The following is an 18563-nucleotide window of genomic DNA, read 5'->3' as shown; positions in this document are numbered from 1 at the left end:
GTTTCGTGGGCCCCGAGGTCCGGGTCAGGCGGCGAGGAGCGCGGCGACCGCAGCAGGGTGCTCGACGTGGGCGAAGTGGCCGCAGTCGTCGAGGAGCACCGTCCGGGCATCGGGGACGAGTGCGCGGAGCTCGTCGAGGTCCGCGGGGCGTGCGAACACGTCGTCGCGCCCGAGCACGGCGACCACCGGGCACCCGATCGTCGCCCAGCGCCCGGTGTCGTACGCCGCAGCGGAGCGGGCAGCGGCCGTGAACCCCCGCGGCCGGAGCTCGCGCACGAACGCGTCGAGCACGCTGCGGTCGAGCCGACCGACGTGCGTGAACACCGGCGCCGCGAACAGCCGCAGCAGCCCGACGGCAGCGAGTCCGCGGAGGAGCGGGACCGCTGCACGCCCGGTCACGAGGAGTCCGGCGCGGAGGAGCGTGTAGGCCGGGAGCGTCCGGAGGGCCCGCCACGGGTGCCGGGCAGCACGGACCGTGGCGGCGGTCGTCGGCGAGACGAGCAGGAGCGAGTGCACGCGCGCCGGCAGCACGACCGCGAGGTGGAGTCCGACGAACGCGCCCATCGAGTGCCCGATGACCTGTACGGGCCCGGTGCCGAGCGCGTCGAGGACCGTCGACACGGCCACGGCAGCGTCGTCGATCGTCACCGGCGCCGGCGGGGTCGGTGACGCGCCCCAGCCGGGCAGGTCGAGCAGGACCACCCCGCGGCCGCGGAAGCCGTCAGCCGCGTCGAGCAGCGGTGTCCACGTGGTCCACGACCCGGCGACGCCGTGCAGGAGCAGGACGGGGTCCGGACCGGGCCGGTGGTGGACCACCACGGAGCCGACCGGGGTGGACACGGTCGTACGGTCGAGCGACCAGCGAGCGGGGTCGTCCCGGAGCGGGGACGGCGCGTAGGCGCCGTCGCGCGGAGCGACCGCGCCGTCGACCGGTCGTCCGTCGGTGAGCCGCACGGTGCCTCCAGTCCGTCCGGACGCGTCAGCGTCCTCCGGAGGGGTTCGGAACGCTAGCCGACGGCGACGGGTGCCGCGCAGGCGGCGAGCCGGTCGAGGGCAGAGCGGTACTCGGCGACGTCGCGCTGCAGGCCGGGCTCGGTGATGATCGACGCCTTGATGCGCCCCTGCACGTCGATGACGAAGGTCGCCCGGGTGGCGAAGCCCTTCTTGTCGAGGAACACGCCGTACTCCTTCGACACCGCGCCGTGCGGCCAGAAGTCCGCGAGGAGCTCGAAGTCGTAGCCGTTGGCCTCGGCGAAGGAGCGGAGCGTGGCCTTCGAGTCGACGGAGATGCCGATGAGCTCGACACGCTGGTCCTGGAACATCGCGATGTTGTCCTGCAGGACGCAGAGCTCGTTGGTGCAGCCGGACGAGAACGCGAGGGGGAAGAAGACGAGGGCGACGGGGCGGATGCCGCGGAAGTCGCTGAGGCGGACGTGCTCGCCGAACTGGTTCGGGAGCTCGAAGTCCGGCGCGAGGGAGCCGATCTCCAGTGCCATCGGTGCGTGTGCTTCTTCCTCGGGCGTGGTGTGTGCCCGTGTCCCGTGCAGGCGCGGGTCACGCGTGCACGATCGGCAATCGTACGCCGACGTCACCCGAATGCAAGCGCACGTCCACGTGCACGTCACCATCAGGCTCACGGTCGGTGGTGGGGCCTAGAGTGGTGGGGGTTTCCCTCAGGTCCGACCCGACCGCCGGAACCCGCCATGTCCACCACCACGAGAACGAACGAGGTCAAGGGTGACGGTGAACGACCAGGACCCGTACAGCGCCGGCAGCAACGACCAGGACCCGGAGGAGACCGCCGAGTGGCGTGAGTCCCTCGACGGTCTGGTGCAGACCCACGGCCACCAGCGTGGCCGCGAGATCATGCTCAGCCTGCTCAAGCGGTCCAAGGAACTGCACCTCGGTGTGCCGATGGTCCCCACGACGGACTACGTGAACACCATCGCTCCGGAGAACGAGCCCGAGTTCCCCGGCGACGAGGAGCTCGAGCGCCGCTACCGCCGGTGGATCCGCTGGAACGCCGCGATCACGGTGCACCGTGCCCAGCGCCCGGGCATCGCCGTGGGCGGGCACATCTCGACCTACGCGTCGAGCGCCGCGATGTACGAGGTCGGCTACAACCACTTCTTCCGCGCGCAGGACCACCCCTCCGGCGGCGACCAGGTCTTCTTCCAGGGCCACGCCTCCCCCGGCATGTACGCCCGCGCCTACATGGAGGGCCGCCTCAGCGAGGACCAGCTCGACGGCTTCCGGCAGGAGAAGTCCCACGCCGGCGGCGGGCTGTCCTCGTACCCGCACCCGCGTCTCATGCCGCACTTCTGGCAGTTCCCGACCGTGTCGATGGGCATCGGCCCGATCAACGCGATCTACCAGGCGCAGCAGGCCAAGTACCTGTCGAACCGTGGCATCAAGGACGCGTCCGACCAGCAGGTCTGGGCGTTCCTCGGCGACGGCGAGATGGACGAGGTCGAGTCGCGCGGGCAGCTCCAGGTCGCCGCGAACGACGGTCTCGACAACCTGAACTTCGTGATCAACTGCAACCTGCAGCGTCTCGACGGCCCGGTGCGCGGCAACGGCAAGATCATCCAGGAGCTCGAGGCGTTCTTCCGCGGTGCCGGCTGGAACGTCATCAAGGTCGTCTGGGGCCGTGAGTGGGACGACCTGCTCGCCCGCGACACCGAGGGTGCGCTGCTCAACCTCATGAACGCCACGCCGGACGGCGACTACCAGACGTACAAGGCCGAGAACGGCGCCTACGTCCGCGAGAACTTCTTCGGGCGCGACCCGAAGGCGCTCGAGCTGGTCAAGGACTACACCGACGACCAGATCTGGAACCTCAAGCGCGGTGGCCACGACTACCGCAAGGTCTACGCCGCGTTCAAGGCCGCGACCGAGCACAAGGGCCAGCCGACCGTCATCCTCGCGAAGACGGTCAAGGGCTACGGCCTCGGCCCGAGCTTCGAGGGCCGCAACGCGACCCACCAGATGAAGAAGCTCACGCTCGACAACCTCAAGCAGTTCCGCGACGAGATGCGCATCCCGATCTCCGACGCGCAGCTCGAGGAGAACCCCTACACGCCGCCGTACTACCACCCGGGGAACGACGACGAGGCGATCCAGTACATGCACGAGCGCCGCCGCGAACTCGGTGGCTACGTGCCGGAGCGCCGGACGAAGTACACGCAGGTCACCCTGCCCGACGACTCGAAGTACCAGGTCGTCAAGAAGGGCTCCGGCAAGCAGGAGGTCGCCACCACGATGGCGTTCGCCCGCCTGCTCAAGGACCTGCTGCGCTCGCCCGACTTCGGCGACCGCGTCGTCCCGATCATCCCGGACGAGGCGCGCACGTTCGGCATGGACGCGTACTTCCCGACCGCGAAGATCTACAACCCGAACGGTCAGCACTACACGTCGGTCGACCGCGAGCTCCTCCTGGCCTACAAGGAGAGCCCGCAGGGCCAGATCATCCACGTCGGCATCAACGAGGCGGGCGCCCTCGCGGCGTTCACCGCGGTCGGCACCTCGTACTCGACGCAGGGCGAGCCGCTCATCCCGGTCTACGTCTTCTACTCGATGTTCGGGTTCCAGCGCACCGGTGACGCGATCTGGGCCGCCGGCGACCAGATGACCCGCGGGTTCATGATCGGCGCGACCGCCGGCCGGACGACCCTGACGGGTGAGGGCCTCCAGCACGCCGACGGCCACTCGCTGCTCCTCGCGGCGACGAATCCGGCCGTCGTGTCCTACGACCCCGCCTACGGGTACGAGATCGGCCACATCGTGAAGGCCGGCCTCGAGCGCATGTACGGCACGAACGAGGACGGCTCGCCGAAGCACGCCGACCCGAACGTCATGTACTACCTCACGGTCTACAACGAGCCGCTCGTCCAGCCGGCCGAGCCGGAGGGCGTCGACGCCGAGGGCATCGTCAAGGGCATGTACCTCCTCAAGCCGAGCGAGCAGGACGGGCCGAAGGCACAGCTCCTCGCCTCCGGTGTCGCCGTGCCGTGGATCCTCGAGGCGCAAGAGCTCCTCGCCGAGGACTGGGGCGTGTCGGCGGACGTCTGGAGCGTCACGAGCTGGGGTGAGCTGTACCGCGACGGTCTCGACGCGGAGCAGCACGCGTTCCTCAACCCGAACGAGGCCCCTCGGACGCCGTACGTCACCGAGCGCCTGCTCGGCACCGAGGGCCCGGTCGTGGCGGTGAGCGACTTCATGCACCAGGTGCAGGAGCAGATCCGCCCGTTCGTCCCGACCGACTACGCCACGCTCGGCGCCGACGGTTTCGGCTTCTCGGACACCCGTCCGGCAGCCCGCCGCTTCTTCCACATCGACGGCCCCTCGGTCGTCGTGCGGACGCTGCAGCAGCTCGCGAAGCAGGGCAAGGTCGACCACGCCCTCGTGCAGCAGGCCATCGACAAGTACCGCCTGCACGACGTCACCGCCGGCACCACCGGCAGCGCGGGCGGCGAGAGCTGAGTTGTCGACTCCCCGCACCGACCCTGCCGTGAGCCAGCAGAGCGACCGCGACCGCGCGCTCTCCTGGCTCCGGCAGGTGTCGGGCGAACTCTCCACCGCGACGATCAAGCGGCTCGAGGACACGCTGCCCTGGTACAGCGAGATGCCGCCGGGTCGTCGTTCGGCCGTGGGCCTCGTCGCACAGGCCGGCATCACGTCGTTCATCAGCTGGCTCGAGGGCACCGCGTCCACCCCGTGGATCGCCGCGGCCGACGTCTTCGGCTCGGCACCGCGTGAACTCCTCCGCTCGGTGAGCCTGCAGCAGACCCTGCAGCTCATCCGGGTGGTCGTGACCGTGGTCGAGGAGCGCGCCAAGGACGACGAGATGCTGCAGGAGGCGATCCTCAAGTACTCGCGGGACATCGCCTTCGCGGCCGCCGACGTCTACGCCCGTGCGGCCGAGGCCCGCGGGCTCTGGGACGCCCGACTCGAGGCGCTGGTGGTCGACTCGATCCTCTCGGGCGAGTACGACGACGAGCTGCCCTCCCGGATCGCAGCGCTCGGGTGGCACGGCCACGGCGAGGTCGCGGTGCTCGTCGGCACCGCACCGAAGCAGCTCGAGGTCGACCAGATCCGCCGGACCGCGCGCCACATGGACGCCGACGTGCTCATCGGCGTGCAGGGGTCACGGCTCGTGGTCGTCATCGGCCGGGCCACCCCTCGCGACGACGTCCCCGAGGGTGAGGACCCGGTGTCCTTCACCGCGATCGCCCAGGCCCTCGAGCCGTCGTTCGGTGAGGGTCACCTCGTGCTCGGCAACGAGGTCCCGGGTGTGGTCGACGCATCGACCAGCGCCAAGGCCGCCCTGGCCGGGTTCGCCGTGGCGCGGGCGTGGCGCGGGGCACCCCGTCCGGCACTCGCCGACGACCTGCTGCCCGAACGGGCCCTCGCCGGCGATCCGCTGGCACGGTCCGCCCTCGTCCAGCGCATCTACGTCCCGCTCAAGGACCAGTCGACCGAGCTCCTGCAGACGCTCTGGTGCTACCTCGACACGGGGCGCTCGCTCGAGGCCACCGCCCGTGAGCTCTTCGTGCACCCGAACACCGTCCGGTACCGCCTCCGTCGCGTGGCGGACATCATCGGATGGGACGCCACGCACGCCCGCGACGCCCTCATCGTCCAGTCGGCACTCATCCTCGGCGCCATGTCCGAGTCGGCGTCCGGCCGGCGTCGTCTGCCGCAGCGCCGTTGAGCCGTACGGCACCCGCTGCCGTGGGTCGGACTCGGAACGCATCGCAAGTTGTAGGACATCGCACAATGTCGCGCGGGGATTCGTGTGGGAAGCCCACACGGACCCCGCGTGCCGTCCCCGGCAGGATTGTCCGGTGATCGTCGTCGTCGCGCCCGGACAGGGCTCCCAGACCCCAGGCTTCCTCGCCCCCTGGCTCGAGGACCCCGCAGTCCGTGACCGTGTCGGAGCCTGGTCGGACGCCGTCGGCGTCGACCTCGTCGAACACGGCACCGTCTCGGACGCCGAGACGATCAAGGACACCGCGCTCGCGCAGCCGCTCATCGTGGCCGCCGGGCTGATCACCGCCGACGCACTGCTCGCCGACGGTCGCCGCGAGCTGGTCGGTGGCGTGGCCGGACACTCGGTCGGCGAGTTCACCGCCGCCGCCGTCGCCGGCATCATCGAGCCGACCGACGCCCTGACGCTCGTCGCCGAACGCGGCCGCGCGATGGCGGACGCCGCAGCGCTCGAACCGACCTCCATGGCCGCGGTCCTCGGTGGCGACGCGGACGCGGTCGCCGCAGCGCTCGACGCCCGCGGTCTCGTGCCCGCGAACCACAACGGCGGCGGCCAGACCGTCGTCGCCGGAGCTGCCGACGCGATCGCCGACCTCGCTGCGGACCCGCCGGCGAAGGCCCGGGTCGTGCCGCTGGCCGTCGCCGGTGCGTTCCACACGCGGTACATGGCCCCGGCGGTCGACCGTGTCGCGCCGGTGGCCGCGGCCGCCACGGTGCAGGACCCCACGCTCCCGATCTGGACCAACGCCGACGGCTCCCGCGTCGACGACGGCCGACGTTTCGTCGACCTGATGGTCCAGCAGATCGCGAACCCTGTGCACTGGGACGCCGTGATGGAGTCGTTCTCCGCCGCCGGCGTCACCGGCATCATCGAACTGGCCCCGGCCGGTGCGCTGGTCGGCCTCGCCAAGCGCGGCCTCCGCGGCACCCCGACCGTGGCGGTCAAGACCCCCGACGACCTGCCCGCAGCCATCGAGCTGCTGCAGGCCGCGAAGACGGAAGCAGAGGCGACCGCGTGACGGACGCGACCGACAGCACCAACCCGACCCGTGCCTCCCGGCCGATGCTCCAGCAGCGTCGCGGCCACGAGTTCACCCGCATCCTCGCGTACGGCGCCGCCCGCGGCGAGAACGTCGTGCCGAACGACGACCTGGTCGGCCCGATCGACTCCTCCGACGAGTGGATCCGGCAGCGCACCGGCATCGTCACGCGCAAGCGTGCGGGAGCCGACACCGAGGCCGTCGACCTCGCCGAGGCCGCCGCACGTGAGGCCATCGCGAAGGCCGGCATCGAGCCGTCGCAGATCGGTGTCGTCCTGGTGAGCACCGTGACGCACACGGTCGCGACCCCGTCGATGGCCTCGCTGCTCGCCGAGCGGATCGGCGCGACCCCCGCCGCCGCGTACGACGTCAGCGCCGCGTGCGCCGGGTACGCGTACGGCATCGCGCAGGCCGACTCGTTCATCAAGTCCGGCCTCGCCGACCACGTCCTGGTCATCGGTGCCGAGAAGCTGAGCGACGTCGTCGACCCGACCGACCGCTCGATCTCGTTCCTCCTCGGGGACGGCGCCGGTGCGGCCGTCGTCGGTCCGAGCGAGTTCCCCGGCATCGCGCCGACGATCTGGGGTTCGGACGGCTCGAAGTGGGACGCGATCGGCATGACCGCGACCTACAACGAGTGGGCAGCCGGCGCGCCGCGCCCGACGATGCGGCAGGCCGGTCAGACGGTGTTCCGCTGGGCCGTCTGGGAGATGGTGAAGGTCGCCCGCGAGGCGATCGAGGCCGCGGGCGTCCGCCCGGAGGACCTCGCCGCGTTCGTGCCGCACCAGGCCAACATCCGCATCATCGACGAGTTCGCGAAGCAGCTCGGTCTGCCCGACACGGTGGCCATCGCCCGCGACATCACGACCACGGGCAACACCTCCGCCGCGAGCATCCCGCTCGCGACCCACCGGCTGCTCGAGGAACACCCCGAGCTGTCCGGCGGCCTGGCCCTGCAGATCGGCTTCGGTGCCGGTCTCGTGTTCGGCGCCCAGGTCGTCGTCCTCCCCTAGTCCCCCGAGCCTCCGCGCACGAGCACTGCCCGTGCCCTAGGCTGGTCCACGGTCAAACGACACCCCCCTCAAGGAGAATCCCCATGGCCCTGTCCAACGAAGAAGTCCTCGCCGGCCTGGCCGAGCTGATCAACGACGAGACCGGCATCGCGACCGACACCGTCGCCGCCGACAAGTCGTTCACCGACGACCTCGACATCGACTCCATCTCGATGATGACCATCGTCGTGAACGCCGAGGAGAAGTTCGACGTGAAGATCCCGGACGAAGAGGTCAAGAACCTCAAGACCGTGGGCGACGCCGTCGACTACATCGTCAAGGCGCAGGCCTGACGCGAGCTTCCTGAGCGCCGCGGCCCCGGCGGAACAGCCGCGGGCCGCGGCGCTCGACTCGTCCACCCCCGGACCGGCAGCGCCGGTCCGACCCGGCCCGGCGTTCGTCGGTCCGACCCGGCTCCGTCCGGCTCCGCCACGAGCGGCCGGACGTCCTCACGAAAGAACACGTCGTTCCATGACCAACAAGACCGTCGTCGTCACCGGGATCGGTGCGATCACACCCCTCGCCGCGACCGCCCCGGAGACGTGGGAGGCGCTGCTCGCCGGCAAGTCCGGCATCACCCGCATCGAGGACCCGCGCTACGCCGAGCTCGAACTCCCCGTGGAGTTCGCCGGCCAGGCGCGCCGCTTCGTCACCGACCAGCTCACCCGTCCGGAGACCAAGCGCTTCGACCCCTCGTCGCAGCTCTCGCTCATCGCCGCCCGCGAAGCCTGGGCCGACGCCGGCATCGACGCCGAGTCCGTCGTGCCCGAGCGCCTCATCGTCGACTGGGCGACCGGCATCGGCGGCGTCAACACGCTCCTCGACGCCTGGGACACCCTGCGCGAGAAGGGTCCGCGCCGCGTCATGCCGATGACGGTGCCGATGCTCATGGCGAACGGCCCGGCCGCAGCCATCGAGATGGAGTTCGGCGCCCGCGGCGGTGCTCGCACGTACCTCTCCGCCTGCGCCTCCTCCACCGAGTCCCTCGCCGAGGCGTACCGCCACGTCGCGACCGGCGAGGCCGACATCGTCATCGCCGGTGGCGCCGAGGCCGCGCTGCACCCGCTGCCGCTCGCCGCGTTCGCAGCGATGCAGGCGCTGTCGCGTCGCAACGACTCCCCCGAGACGGCTTCGCGCCCGTACGACGTCACGCGCGACGGCTTCGTGCTCGGAGACGGCGCCGCGGCGCTCATCCTCGAGACCAAGGAGCACGCGGAGGCACGCGGCGCGAAGATCTACGCCGAGATCGCCGGTGCCGGAATCACGTCGGACGCGTTCCACATCACCGCGCCGGACCCCGAGGGCAGCGCCGCCGCCCGTGCGGTCCTCCAGGCGCTCGAGCACGCCGGTGCCGCCCGCGAGGACGTCGTCCACGTCAACGCGCACGCCACCTCCACGCCGGTGGGTGACGTCGCCGAGTACCACGCCATGCGTCGCGTCTTCGGCGACCACCTCGACGACGTCGTGGTCTCGGCCACGAAGGCGTCGACGGGGCACCTGCTCGGTGGCGCCGGCGCGATCGAGGCCGTGTTCACGGTCCTCGCGCTGCACAACCGGGTGGCGCCGCCGACGATCAACCTCACGGACCAGGACCCGGAGATCGTCATGGACGTGGCGCGCGAGCCGCGCCAGCTGCCGGACGGCGACCTGCTCGCGGTGAGCAACTCGTTCGGCTTCGGCGGGCACAACGCCGTGGTGGCGTTCCGCAACGCGTAGTCGCGCCGGTCGCGCTGGTCGCGTCCGTGACGCCGGTCGCGCCGGTCGCGTTCGTTCCGGCCTGGAGGCCCGCCCCGCATCGTCGGGGCGGGCCTCCGCTGGTTCCGTGGCCGGTCTGGTGCCGTGCCGCCGGGCGGCCAGGTCGGGCCTGGGTAGCGCGAGCCCGCTCCCACGAAAGCGACAGGTTCCGCGCGTGCCGTCACGACCTTCTGTCGCTTTTGTCGACCGCGACCTGTCGCCATCGCGAAGGCGACAGATGAGCGCGAGCGCAGGCCAACGAAGTGTCGTTTTCGGCATCGGGCAAGCCGGCCGGACTCGGGCAGCGTCGTACGCGGCTCCCGGCGGTGCGGGGACGACGAACGCCGCCGGGCACGGGGCCGGGCGGCGTTCGAGGGAGCGGAGGAAGCGCGGGAGCGGGTCAGCCGACGCGGTGGAGCCAGACGACGGGGTTGCCCTCGGCGGCGTGACGGAACGGCTCGAGTTCGTCGTCCCAGGCCTGACCGAGCGCCAGGCGCAGTTCGCGGTGGAGTTCGAGCGCGTTGCTGCCGGCGACCTCCATGGCGTAGCGGACGCGGTCCTCGGGCACGACCATGTTGCCCGTCACGTCGGTCTGCGCGTAGAACACTCCGAGGTCGGGCGTGTGCATCCAGCGGCCGCCGTCCGAGGTGCTGGTCGGCTCCTCGGTGACCTCGTACCGCAGGTGCTCCCAGCCGCGCAGGGCAGAAGCGATCGCCGCACCGGTACCGACCGAGCCGGTCCACGTGAACTCGGTGCGTCGCGCGCCGTCCTGCGCGGGCTGGTCGAGCCACGAGAAGTTCACGGCACGACTCATGGCGCGACCTGCTGCCCATTCGACGTGCGGGCAGAGCGCGCGTGGTGCGGAGTGCACGTAGAGCACCCCGGTCGTCGTTCCGTTCACGATTCCTCCGATTCGTCAGGTGCGACTTCCCCATCGACCTGAGCACTCGGAACCGTCCGCGGAACCATCGGTATGCGATTGTGATGTCCTGGCGGACACGCCCATTATGCAGCGTCAGCGCTGGGAACGCCAGGTCGACGCCGGCATCAGTGCAGAACCGCTCCGGAGGTGTCCACGGGGTGCCGCTCCCCCGCGGTGACCGCTGCTGCGATGCGGTTCTCCGCGGGCGGCACCGGGCAGGCGAACAAGTACGAGAAGGCGCACGGCGGCAGGACGACGGTGTTCCAGTCGAGGACGACGTCGGCGGCCTCGCCCGGGTCGTCGAGGTACAGGAAGCGGCCCATCGAGTACGTGCTCGACGGATCGGTCTCGGGCAGGGCGCTCGTGGCGTCCTGCACGATGAGCTGCAACCGCGGGACGCCGCGGAACGCGGCGGACCGGACCACCACGAGGCGCACGGCGACGTCGCCGACCGTGGTGTCGACGTGCCCGGCGACCGGGAGCGGGACGCCGGCAGCGTCGAGGACGGCACCACGGGCCTCCAGGCCGTCACGCACCGGCACGTACCTGCCGGCGGTGACCCACGCGGCGTCGTGGTCGAAGCGGGCGATCCCGGCGAAGCGACCGATCGCCTCCGAGGCAGGGTCCCACACGCGCAGCGTGCGGTCCGTCACGGTGCCGGCGAGGCCGTCCGGGAAGGTCACCACCGAGGGCACCACGGCCTGGTCACCCGCGACGAGGACGGTGCCGTCGACCGGGACGTCGTCGACGACCACCCCGTCCGCGGAGTCCGCGGTGACGGTCAGGCCGCCCGGCGCCGGAGCCCAGCGGCCGGGCACCGGCCACACCGGCTGCTCGACGTCGACCTGCTGTGCGTTCACGAGGGCGAGCGGGCCGCGGGGTCCGCGCGCCCAACGGTCCCGGTCCGCGACGTGGTCGGCGAGGTCGGTCACAGCTGCTCTTGCCGCGGGTAGATGACCTTCTGGACGATGATGATCACCGACGCGGCGATCGGCACCGCGACGAGTGCGCCGAGCACACCGCCGATGGTGCCGCCCGCGACCGCGGCGATGACCACGAGGGCGCCGGGCACCTGCACCGCACGCGACATGATGCGCGGGGAGATGACGTACGCCTCGACCTGCATGTACACGAGGTAGTACACCGCTGCGGTCAGCGCCGTCGCCGGTGAGGCGAACAAGCACAGCAACGAGATCACGACCGCGGCGCTGAGCGTCCCGACGAGCGGGATCAGCGAGCCGAGGAAGGCGAAGGACGCGAGCAGCACCGGCAGCGGGGCGCCGATGATGAGGAGGAAGACCAGGCTGAGGACGCCGTTGATGAGCGCCTGCGAGATCTGCCCGACCACGTAGCGGCCGACGGCCTGGGTGATCTGCTCGCTGACGTCGACGAAGTTCTCGCGGCGGGACGCGGGCACGAACCGGTAGGTCATCGACTTCAGCCCACGCATCGACGCGAGGAAGTAGAGCATCAGGATGAGCACGATGAGCGCGCCCGTGAGCCCGGACAGGATGCCGCCACCGACCGCGAGGATGCCGCCACCGAGGTTGAGCAAGTTGCTCGGGTTCTCCACGAACGACTGCACGGACTGCAGCGCGTGGTCGATGTCGAACGACCCGCTGAACTGCTTCGAGAGGTCCTGGAACCAGTCCTGCTGCGAGATGTCCTGGATGATGTCCGGGAAGTTCTGGATGAGGTTCGTCGCCTGCTGGATCAGGATCGGCACCACCGCGAAGATGACGCCGACGAACGCTGCGAGCACCGCGACGACCACCGCGAGGATGGCCGTCCAGCGCGGGATGAACCGTTCGAGGAACGACACGAGGGGGTCGATGCCGAGCGCCAAGAACAGCGCGACACCGATGTAGACGAGGACGGTGCTGAGCTCGCGGACGACGGCGCCGGCCGCGAGGGCGACGAGCACGCCGATCGCGCCCATGAAGCCGATGCGGAACGCGTTGACGCGGACGCCGGTGCCGCCGCGGGTCACCTCGAACGTGACGTTCGGGGTCGGCCCGAGTGGTTCGTGGTCGTGGGGCTTGCGCCGTGGGAGCTGCATGCGGGTCGGCCTTGTCTCGTTGTGCGGGCCTGCTCGAACCCGCGTCGGGATCGTAGGGCGGGCGGGACTCGAACCCGCGGATCGTTCGGTTATGAGCCGACTGCCTTGACCAGCTTGGCTACCGCCCCTCGCCGGCGACCCGTCAGGCCACCGGCTCCCCACGATACAGCGCCTCGAACGTCGCGAGCGTGCGGTTGATGTCGTGTGGCTGGATCATCTCGAGGCTCCGCTGCCGCATGGCGACGTAGTCCTCGTCCGATGCGGTGAGGACGGTCGTGAGCTTCTCGGCGAGGTCGCGTTCGTCACCGGGACGGAACAGGTACCCGTTGCCGTCGACCAGGTGCGGCAGCGCCATCGAGTCGGCCGCGACCACCGGCAGCCCGGACGCCATGCCCTCGAGCGACGAGATGCTCTGCAGCTCTGCCGTCGACGGCATCGCGAAGACGGTCGCGTTGGTCAGTGCGGTGCGCTTGTCCTCGTCGGTCACGAACCCCGCGAAGCGCACCCGGTCCTCGAGGCCGAGCTCGCGGGTGAGCGCGGTCAGCTTCGGGATCATCTCGCCGCCGCCGACGATGGTCAGGTGCGCGTGCAGCTCCGCCGGGAGCAGCGGCAGCGCGCGGACGAGGACGTCGAGGTTCTTCTCCGGCGCGACCCGACCGACGAACACGATCTCGTTGTTCACGGGACGGCCCTCGCGGGCGACGTACCGTGTGACGTCGAGTCCGCAGGAGATCGCGAGGACGCGCTGCCCGGCGATGGCCTTCCGCAGGTAGTCGGCCGCGAGGTTCGTCGGCGTCGTGATCGCGTCGGCGATGCGGTACGTCTTCGCTGCGTCGCGCCAGGCGATCCGGATCGCGGTCGGGATGATCCACTTGCTCAGCGGCACGTAGTCGAGCAGGTTCTCCGGCATGAAGTGGTTCGTCGCGACGACGCGGATGCCGCGGTCGTGTGCTTCACGGGCGACGCCGCGGCCGACGACGATGTGGGACTGGATGTGCACGACGTCGGGGCGGACGGCGTCGAGGATGGGCGCGGTGAGCTTCCGGACGCTCCACGGCCAGACGAACCGGAGCCAGGCGTGCGTCGGCCACTTGTACGACTTCAACCGGTGGACGACGAGCTGGACGCCGCGGTGCTCCTCTTCGGCGGTGCCGTGGTGGCTCGAGGACGCGGGCGCGACGACGTGGACCTCGTGGCCGCGCTCGGCGAGCCCGACGGCGAGCTGCTCGGCGAAGGTCGCGGCGCCGTTGACGTCGGGCGGGAAGGTGTCCGCCGCGATGAGGACCCGCAGCGGTCGGCGTCCGGCCGTCGCACCCGTCGACTCGGCGGTGGCGGTGGTGGCATCTGCTGACACGGCGGGCAAGGTCCTCTCGTGGGCGGTGTCCTGGTCGGTGTGGAACGCTACCGTACGCGCTCCCGGCCCGGCGTCCGACTCGCGGTGGACCCTGGGCCGCCCACGTCACCACCCTGCACGTCAGGACCGTGTCTGGGGGTGGTGCTTCGCGAGGAGGAACACCCCGGTGATCGCGATGGCGGCCGCGACGACGAACCCGAGCACGGCACCGACGGGTGCGCCGGTGGCCTCGTCGAGGACGATCACGCCGATGCCGACCGCCACGATCGGGTCGATGACGGTGAGACCGGCGATCACGAGGTCGGCGGAGCCGCTCGAGTAGGCGTTCTGCACGAAGTATCCGCCGAGCGACGCGGCGACCACGACCCCGAGGATCGCGACGACCGTCAGCCAATCGAACGTGCCGTTGAGCAGGCGGTTCAGGACGACCTTCGCCAGCGTCGCCACGAAACCGTAGAGCACGCCGGCACCGACGATGTAGTACAGCGCGTTGCGGTGCTGCGCCACGAACCGGAAGGACACGAGCACGAGCGCCAGCACGACCGCGAGGATGACGAGCACCGTGATGAGCTGCTGCCTCGTGATCGCGCTCTCGTGCCCGACGAAGGCCGCGATGCCGACGAAGATGCCGACGCCGATGATGCACGTCCACACCGCCCGGCGCGCACGACGGCCGAGCGGGACGCCGCTGGCACGCGAGGAGAACCACGTGGTGATGACGAGCGCGACGGCACCGAGCGGCTGCACCACGATGAGCGGCGCGTTGGCGATGCTGAACAGCTGCAGCACGACGGCCAACCCGAGCATGAGCGTGCCGAGCACCCAGTAGCCGCTCGACACCAGCGCGAGCACGTGCCGGATGCTGAGGCCCTTCGACTGCCGTCCGAGCCGGGCCTCGACCCGCTGGACGCCGCGACTCTGGAACTGCGCGCCGAGCGACAGGAAGACCGCACCGAGCAGTGCGACGGGGATCATGAGCGCCTGGAACGGGGTCAGGTTGCTGACCGCGTCGGGGAGCGGGAGGTCCGTCGTCACGCGTCGAGGCTACCGGTCCTCGCCGGATAACCTGGGTGAATGGCCGTCCTCCCGATCCGCATCACCGGTGAACCCGTCCTCCACGAGCGCGCCACGGAGGTGACCGAGTTCGACGACGCGCTCCGCGAGCTCGTGGCGGACATGTTCGAGACGATGGACCTGGCCCCCGGAGTCGGACTCGCCGGTCCGCAGGTCGGCATCGGCAAGCGGCTCTTCGTCTACTCATGGACCGATGATGACGAGGTCCAGCACCGCGGCGCGGCGATCAACCCCGTCCTGTGGATCACTCCCCCGGTCCCCGAGGCCGTGGAGGAACTCGACGAGGACGACGAGTCCGAGGGCTGCCTCTCGATCCCCGGTGAGCGCTTCCCGCTCCGGCGATCAGGGGGTGCGCTCCTCCGCGCGTTCGACGAGCACGGCGATCCGTTCGAGGTCGAGGCGCACGGCTGGCTCGCCCGCGTCTTCCAGCACGAGTACGACCACCTCGACGGCTACCTCTACGCGGACCGACTCGGGCACCCGTACGGCAAGCAGGTCACGAAGGCCGTCCGGAAGAACAGCTGGGGCGGACCGGGCAAGTCGTGGCTGCCCGGTCGCGACCACCCGGAGGGCTGAGCGGCCCACACCCGCGCTCCGCACGCGCGATCACCGGCCTGGAGGCACGGCTCACCCCCGGTAGGTCGCCAACGCCTCCTGCAGGCGGTCGCGTTCGGGGTGTCCGGGACAGTAGGCGAGCAGACCCGCTGCACGCTTCGCGGCGTCCGCCGTGCGGACCCGCTCGACCCACGGGCCGGCACCGCGCACCGCGCACCACGCCGCGAGTTCGTCCAGCGTCGCCGTGCCGTCGGCAGCACGGACCGCATCGGCCTGCTGGTCGGACATCGCGCTCCCGGTGGTGCGGGTCGCCGTGCACGATGCACGACGGTCCTCCCACGCGGCGGAGTACGTCGTGTAGGTCTCGGTCGCGTCGCCCGTCCCCGTACGGCACCTGAAGGCGAACATGACCGGCGCGGTCCCCGTCACCGCTGCGCCCGCGGCCCGGGTGCTCGACGGCTCCTCGGGTTCGGCCTCGGCGGACGTGCACGCGCTCAGCAGCACGCCCGCCGTGACGACGAGCGCCAGGGTGAGGACGGGCCGGATCGAGCGCACCTGAGAACGCTAACAGGCTCCCCCGCGTGCGACCCGAGTCTCGGCACGCCCGACCCCGAGTCTCGGTCAGCCTTCCCCCGAGTCTCGGCTCCAGCGACTCATCTCGGCCCGGGGAGCACGAGAGACGTCGCCCACCACGAGAGACGTCGCCGACAACGAGACTCGGCGCGACACCGGCAGCGGGACGCAGGCTACACACCGCGCACGCAAAAGACCCCCACCGCGAACGGTGGGGGTCTGTCGCTCCCCGAGTTGGACTCGAACCAACAACCTGCCGGTTAACAGCCGGCTGCTCTGCCAATTGAGCTATCGAGGATCAGTTGCTCTGCTGAACAACGGGTAACAGCATAGCAGTACGCGGACCCCGCCCACCGCATCGGGAGCACACCCCGGGCGTGGCGAGCCGCCGCGACGCCGGACGACCGGCTCAGTACCCCGCGGCCGGGTCCACGACGCCGACGAAGCCCGAGCCGTCCCCGCCGAGGAACGCCGTCGTGTTCGTCCGGACGCGCTCGGCCAGGAGCGGCGCCACCATCTCCGGCGTGTCCGCCTGGTGCGGGGTGATGATCGCTCCTGGCTCGCTCCAGAGCGGATGCCCGTCCGGCAGTGGCTCCGGGTCCGTGACGTCGAGTCCAGCGGCCGCGATCGAGCCGTCCCGCAGCGCGGTGAGCAGCGCGTCGGTGTCGACGAGGCCCCCGCGCGCAATGTTCACCAGCCGCGCCGAGTCCTTCATGACGGCGAACTGGTGCGCCCCGAACAGCTTGGACGTCCCGGAGGTCATCGCGGCGGCGATCATCACGACGTCGGCGTCGGGCAGGACCTCGTCGAGCTGGTCGGTCGGCACCGTGCGGTCGGCGGACTCCACCGGCGCCGACGACCGCCGGACGACGGTCACGTGCACGTCGAACGGGCGCAGCAGCCGGATGTACTCCAGCGCGATGCCGCCGGCGCCGATCACGACGACGTTCCGGCCGTACAGCGACACGCCCTCGGGCTCGGTCGCCCACGAGGTCGCCCGGGCCCGCTTCTGGAGCACCCGGAGCGTGCCGAGCGTCAGCGCGAGGGCGTGCTCGGCCACCGGCTCGGCGTACGCACCCTTGGCGGAGGTGAACAGGACGCGGTCCCCGTGCGCCTCGATGAGCCCGGCGAAAGCGTCGACCCCGGCGAACGGGAGTTGCACCCAGGACACGTCGGGAGCGTCGTCGAGCGCCGACGCGAGTCCGTCCGGGTCGCGCGGGTCGAGCCAGACGATCCCGCGGGTGTCGGGACCGAGCGGGGCGACGGTCCCGCCGGCCTCGACGACGGCGGAGACATGCAGGTCGGCCTCGGTCGGCAGGATCGCCACCGGGCCGGCCTGCGGCGGGGCGACGGGCAGCGGAGCCCCGGCGTCGGTGACGACCGCGCGGTGCCCGCGGACCCCCTCCGGCGCGGCGACGCGACCGTGCGTGGCGCTCACGCCTGCTCCTGCCGTTCCAGCCGAGCGACGGTCGCGGCCGGCACACCGAGCGATGACGCACCGGCGGACGGTGCTGAGCCGGGCCGTCGCGGAGCCGACGAACGTCGGGGCGCCGCGGGTGCACCAGCGGCACCGGTTCCGGCCGGCCGGCGCTTGACCGGGCGGGAGGCCGTGGCGGCGAGGGTCTTCACGTAGGGGTCGACCGGGTTGTCGAGCACCTCGTCGAACGTCCCGAGCCCGACGAGCCGACCGTCGGCCATGACGGCGACTCGGTCGGCGAGGGCGCGTGCCTCGCGGAGGTCGCTCGACACGACGACCGCCGAGAACTGGCGACCCTGCTGCAGGTTGGCGAGGGCCTCGAGCACCGACTGCCGCACGAGCACGTCGACGCCACGGGCCGGTTCGTCGGCGACGAGCAGCTGCGGCTCGAGGATCAGCGCACGGGCGAGCGCGACACGCTGGCGCTGACCGCTCGAGAGCTCCCACGTGTTGAGGCGCATCGACCCGAGCGGCAGGTGCACGGCGTCGAGCAGCCGAGCGACCATGAGGCCCGCTTCCTTGCGGTCGAACCGGCGGTCGCGCACGTAGATCGGCTCGGCGACGGCCTCGCCGACGGTGAGGTCGGGGCTCAGCCGGTCAGCGGCGTCCTGCGGGAGGTACCCGATCCGCCCGCTCAGTCGGTCGAGCTTCCGCGACGACGCCCGCAGGCCGCGGGTCTTCTGCCCGAGGACCGTCAGTTCGCCGCCGATGATCTGGCGCCGGTACGCGCCCTCGCCCTCGCCGTGCGCGCCGAGCTGGCCGGCGATCGCCGCCGCCAACGTCGACTTGCCCGATCCGGACTCACCGAGGACGGCGAGGATCTCCCCCTGTCGCAGCGACAGGCTCACGCCGTCGACCGCGCGGATCGGTTCCCCCGCTCGGCCGCTCCGGTACTCGATCGACACGTCGTCCGCGACGACCGCCGGGCCGTTCACCGCGATCATGGGTCCCCTT

Annotated in this window: 17 protein-coding genes and 2 tRNA genes; 7 read left to right on the top strand and 12 right to left on the bottom strand. The window is 71.3% G+C overall.

From position 1 onward, the window contains the following. Nucleotides 1-24: 24 nt before the first annotated feature. Nucleotides 25-840 carry an alpha/beta fold hydrolase gene (locus ACRQ4C_RS07785; RefSeq protein WP_439690717.1) on the bottom strand — a complete coding sequence of 272 codons (816 nt, stop codon included), beginning with the start codon at nucleotides 838-840 and terminating at the stop codon, nucleotides 25-27. A gap of 167 nt (nucleotides 841-1007) precedes the next feature. Further along, on the bottom strand, nucleotides 1008-1496 hold the full coding sequence (locus ACRQ4C_RS07780; RefSeq protein ID WP_439690716.1) for a peroxiredoxin: 489 nt from the start codon (nucleotides 1494-1496) through the stop codon (nucleotides 1008-1010). A 241-nt stretch (nucleotides 1497-1737) separates the two neighbouring features. Between ACRQ4C_RS07780 and aceE the strand changes: the two genes are divergently transcribed. The 6 genes from aceE to fabF all read left to right on the top strand — a co-directional run bounded on the left by aceE (nucleotide 1738) and on the right by fabF (nucleotide 9577). After that, nucleotides 1738-4482 carry a pyruvate dehydrogenase (acetyl-transferring), homodimeric type gene (gene aceE, locus ACRQ4C_RS07775; protein WP_439690715.1) on the top strand — a complete coding sequence of 915 codons (2745 nt, stop codon included), beginning with the start codon at nucleotides 1738-1740 and terminating at the stop codon, nucleotides 4480-4482. 28 nt (nucleotides 4483-4510) lie between these two features. Further along, nucleotides 4511-5713 (top strand): PucR family transcriptional regulator, encoded by a 1203-nt coding sequence (locus ACRQ4C_RS07770; RefSeq protein WP_290132011.1) that lies wholly within the window; start codon nucleotides 4511-4513, stop codon nucleotides 5711-5713. Nucleotides 5714-5846: 133 nt separating this feature from the next. Next, entirely contained in the window at nucleotides 5847-6788 is a 942-nt protein-coding gene (locus ACRQ4C_RS07765) for an ACP S-malonyltransferase (RefSeq protein ID WP_439690714.1), read from the top strand. Between the two features lie 44 nt (nucleotides 6789-6832). Continuing rightward, a complete protein-coding gene (locus ACRQ4C_RS07760) occupies nucleotides 6833-7822 on the top strand; it encodes a beta-ketoacyl-ACP synthase III (protein ID WP_290134249.1) in 990 nt (329 codons plus the stop codon). 83 nt (nucleotides 7823-7905) lie between these two features. Then, entirely contained in the window at nucleotides 7906-8154 is a 249-nt protein-coding gene (locus ACRQ4C_RS07755) for an acyl carrier protein (protein ID WP_022903951.1), read from the top strand. Nucleotides 8155-8332: 178 nt separating this feature from the next. Beyond that, nucleotides 8333-9577 (top strand): beta-ketoacyl-ACP synthase II, encoded by a 1245-nt coding sequence (fabF, locus tag ACRQ4C_RS07750; protein WP_290132013.1) that lies wholly within the window; start codon nucleotides 8333-8335, stop codon nucleotides 9575-9577. Between the two features lie 418 nt (nucleotides 9578-9995). Here the strand turns inward: fabF and ACRQ4C_RS07745 are convergent, their stop codons facing one another. From ACRQ4C_RS07745 to ACRQ4C_RS07720, 6 genes are all read right to left on the bottom strand, one after another. Beyond that, complete coding sequence (locus ACRQ4C_RS07745) at nucleotides 9996-10475, bottom strand: DUF3145 domain-containing protein (protein WP_290134250.1); 480 nt, start codon at nucleotides 10473-10475, stop codon at nucleotides 9996-9998. A gap of 167 nt (nucleotides 10476-10642) precedes the next feature. Then, nucleotides 10643-11449: a DUF1684 domain-containing protein gene (locus tag ACRQ4C_RS07740; RefSeq protein WP_439690713.1), complete on the bottom strand. Its 807-nt coding sequence runs from the start codon at nucleotides 11447-11449 to the stop codon at nucleotides 10643-10645. Continuing rightward, nucleotides 11446-12576 (bottom strand): AI-2E family transporter, encoded by a 1131-nt coding sequence (locus ACRQ4C_RS07735; RefSeq protein WP_290132015.1) that lies wholly within the window; start codon nucleotides 12574-12576, stop codon nucleotides 11446-11448. The genes ACRQ4C_RS07740 and ACRQ4C_RS07735 overlap by 4 nt, the downstream gene beginning before the upstream one ends. 53 nt (nucleotides 12577-12629) lie before the next feature. After that, nucleotides 12630-12704: transfer RNA gene (locus tag ACRQ4C_RS07730), tRNA-Ile, on the bottom strand. Nucleotides 12705-12718: 14 nt separating this feature from the next. Further along, nucleotides 12719-13930, bottom strand: coding sequence for a glycosyltransferase (locus tag ACRQ4C_RS07725; RefSeq protein ID WP_290132016.1), 1212 nt, complete (start codon nucleotides 13928-13930; stop codon nucleotides 12719-12721). A 120-nt stretch (nucleotides 13931-14050) separates the two neighbouring features. Then, the gene (locus ACRQ4C_RS07720) at nucleotides 14051-14965 is read right to left on the bottom strand and encodes a DMT family transporter (protein ID WP_290132017.1); all 915 of its coding nucleotides are present in this window, start codon (nucleotides 14963-14965) and stop codon (nucleotides 14051-14053) included. Between the two features lie 39 nt (nucleotides 14966-15004). On the opposite strand from ACRQ4C_RS07720, the gene def reads away from it, so the two are divergent. After that, on the top strand, nucleotides 15005-15580 hold the full coding sequence (def, locus tag ACRQ4C_RS07715) for a peptide deformylase (protein WP_290132018.1): 576 nt from the start codon (nucleotides 15005-15007) through the stop codon (nucleotides 15578-15580). Between the two features lie 51 nt (nucleotides 15581-15631). Here the strand turns inward: def and ACRQ4C_RS07710 are convergent, their stop codons facing one another. The 4 genes from ACRQ4C_RS07710 to ACRQ4C_RS07695 all read right to left on the bottom strand — a co-directional run bounded on the left by ACRQ4C_RS07710 (nucleotide 15632) and on the right by ACRQ4C_RS07695 (nucleotide 18553). Then, on the bottom strand, nucleotides 15632-16114 hold the full coding sequence (locus tag ACRQ4C_RS07710; RefSeq protein ID WP_439690712.1) for a hypothetical protein: 483 nt from the start codon (nucleotides 16112-16114) through the stop codon (nucleotides 15632-15634). Between the two features lie 243 nt (nucleotides 16115-16357). Continuing rightward, a tRNA-Asn gene (locus tag ACRQ4C_RS07705) sits at nucleotides 16358-16430 on the bottom strand. Nucleotides 16431-16541: 111 nt separating this feature from the next. Continuing rightward, on the bottom strand, nucleotides 16542-17570 hold the full coding sequence (locus tag ACRQ4C_RS07700; protein WP_439690711.1) for a D-isomer specific 2-hydroxyacid dehydrogenase family protein: 1029 nt from the start codon (nucleotides 17568-17570) through the stop codon (nucleotides 16542-16544). After that, a complete protein-coding gene (locus ACRQ4C_RS07695; protein WP_290132021.1) occupies nucleotides 17567-18553 on the bottom strand; it encodes an ATP-binding cassette domain-containing protein in 987 nt (328 codons plus the stop codon). Before ACRQ4C_RS07695 ends, ACRQ4C_RS07700 begins: the two co-directional genes overlap by 4 nt. Between the last annotated feature and the right edge of the window lie 10 nt (nucleotides 18554-18563).

Origin of the sequence: Curtobacterium sp. SP.BCp, assembly GCF_051903255.1 — a bacterium.
Classification (GTDB): domain Bacteria; phylum Actinomycetota; class Actinomycetes; order Actinomycetales; family Microbacteriaceae; genus Curtobacterium.
This window is presented reverse-complemented; position numbering and strand designations above follow the sequence as displayed.

What these genes read in the sequence shown, in the direction of transcription:
- ACRQ4C_RS07780 (WP_439690716.1), bottom strand. Translation starts at nt 1,496, where the DNA reads ATGGCACTGGAGATCGGCTCCCTCGCGCCGGACTTCGAGCTCCCGAAC.
- ACRQ4C_RS07760 (WP_290134249.1), top strand. Translation starts at nt 6,833, where the DNA reads ATGCTCCAGCAGCGTCGCGGCCACGAGTTCACCCGCATCCTCGCGTAC.
- ACRQ4C_RS07755 (WP_022903951.1), top strand. Translation starts at nt 7,906, where the DNA reads ATGGCCCTGTCCAACGAAGAAGTCCTCGCCGGCCTGGCCGAGCTGATC.
- fabF (WP_290132013.1), top strand. Translation starts at nt 8,333, where the DNA reads ATGACCAACAAGACCGTCGTCGTCACCGGGATCGGTGCGATCACACCC.
- ACRQ4C_RS07735 (WP_290132015.1), bottom strand. Translation starts at nt 12,576, where the DNA reads ATGCAGCTCCCACGGCGCAAGCCCCACGACCACGAACCACTCGGGCCG.
- def (WP_290132018.1), top strand. Translation starts at nt 15,005, where the DNA reads ATGGCCGTCCTCCCGATCCGCATCACCGGTGAACCCGTCCTCCACGAG.
- ACRQ4C_RS07695 (WP_290132021.1), bottom strand. Translation starts at nt 18,553, where the DNA reads ATGATCGCGGTGAACGGCCCGGCGGTCGTCGCGGACGACGTGTCGATC.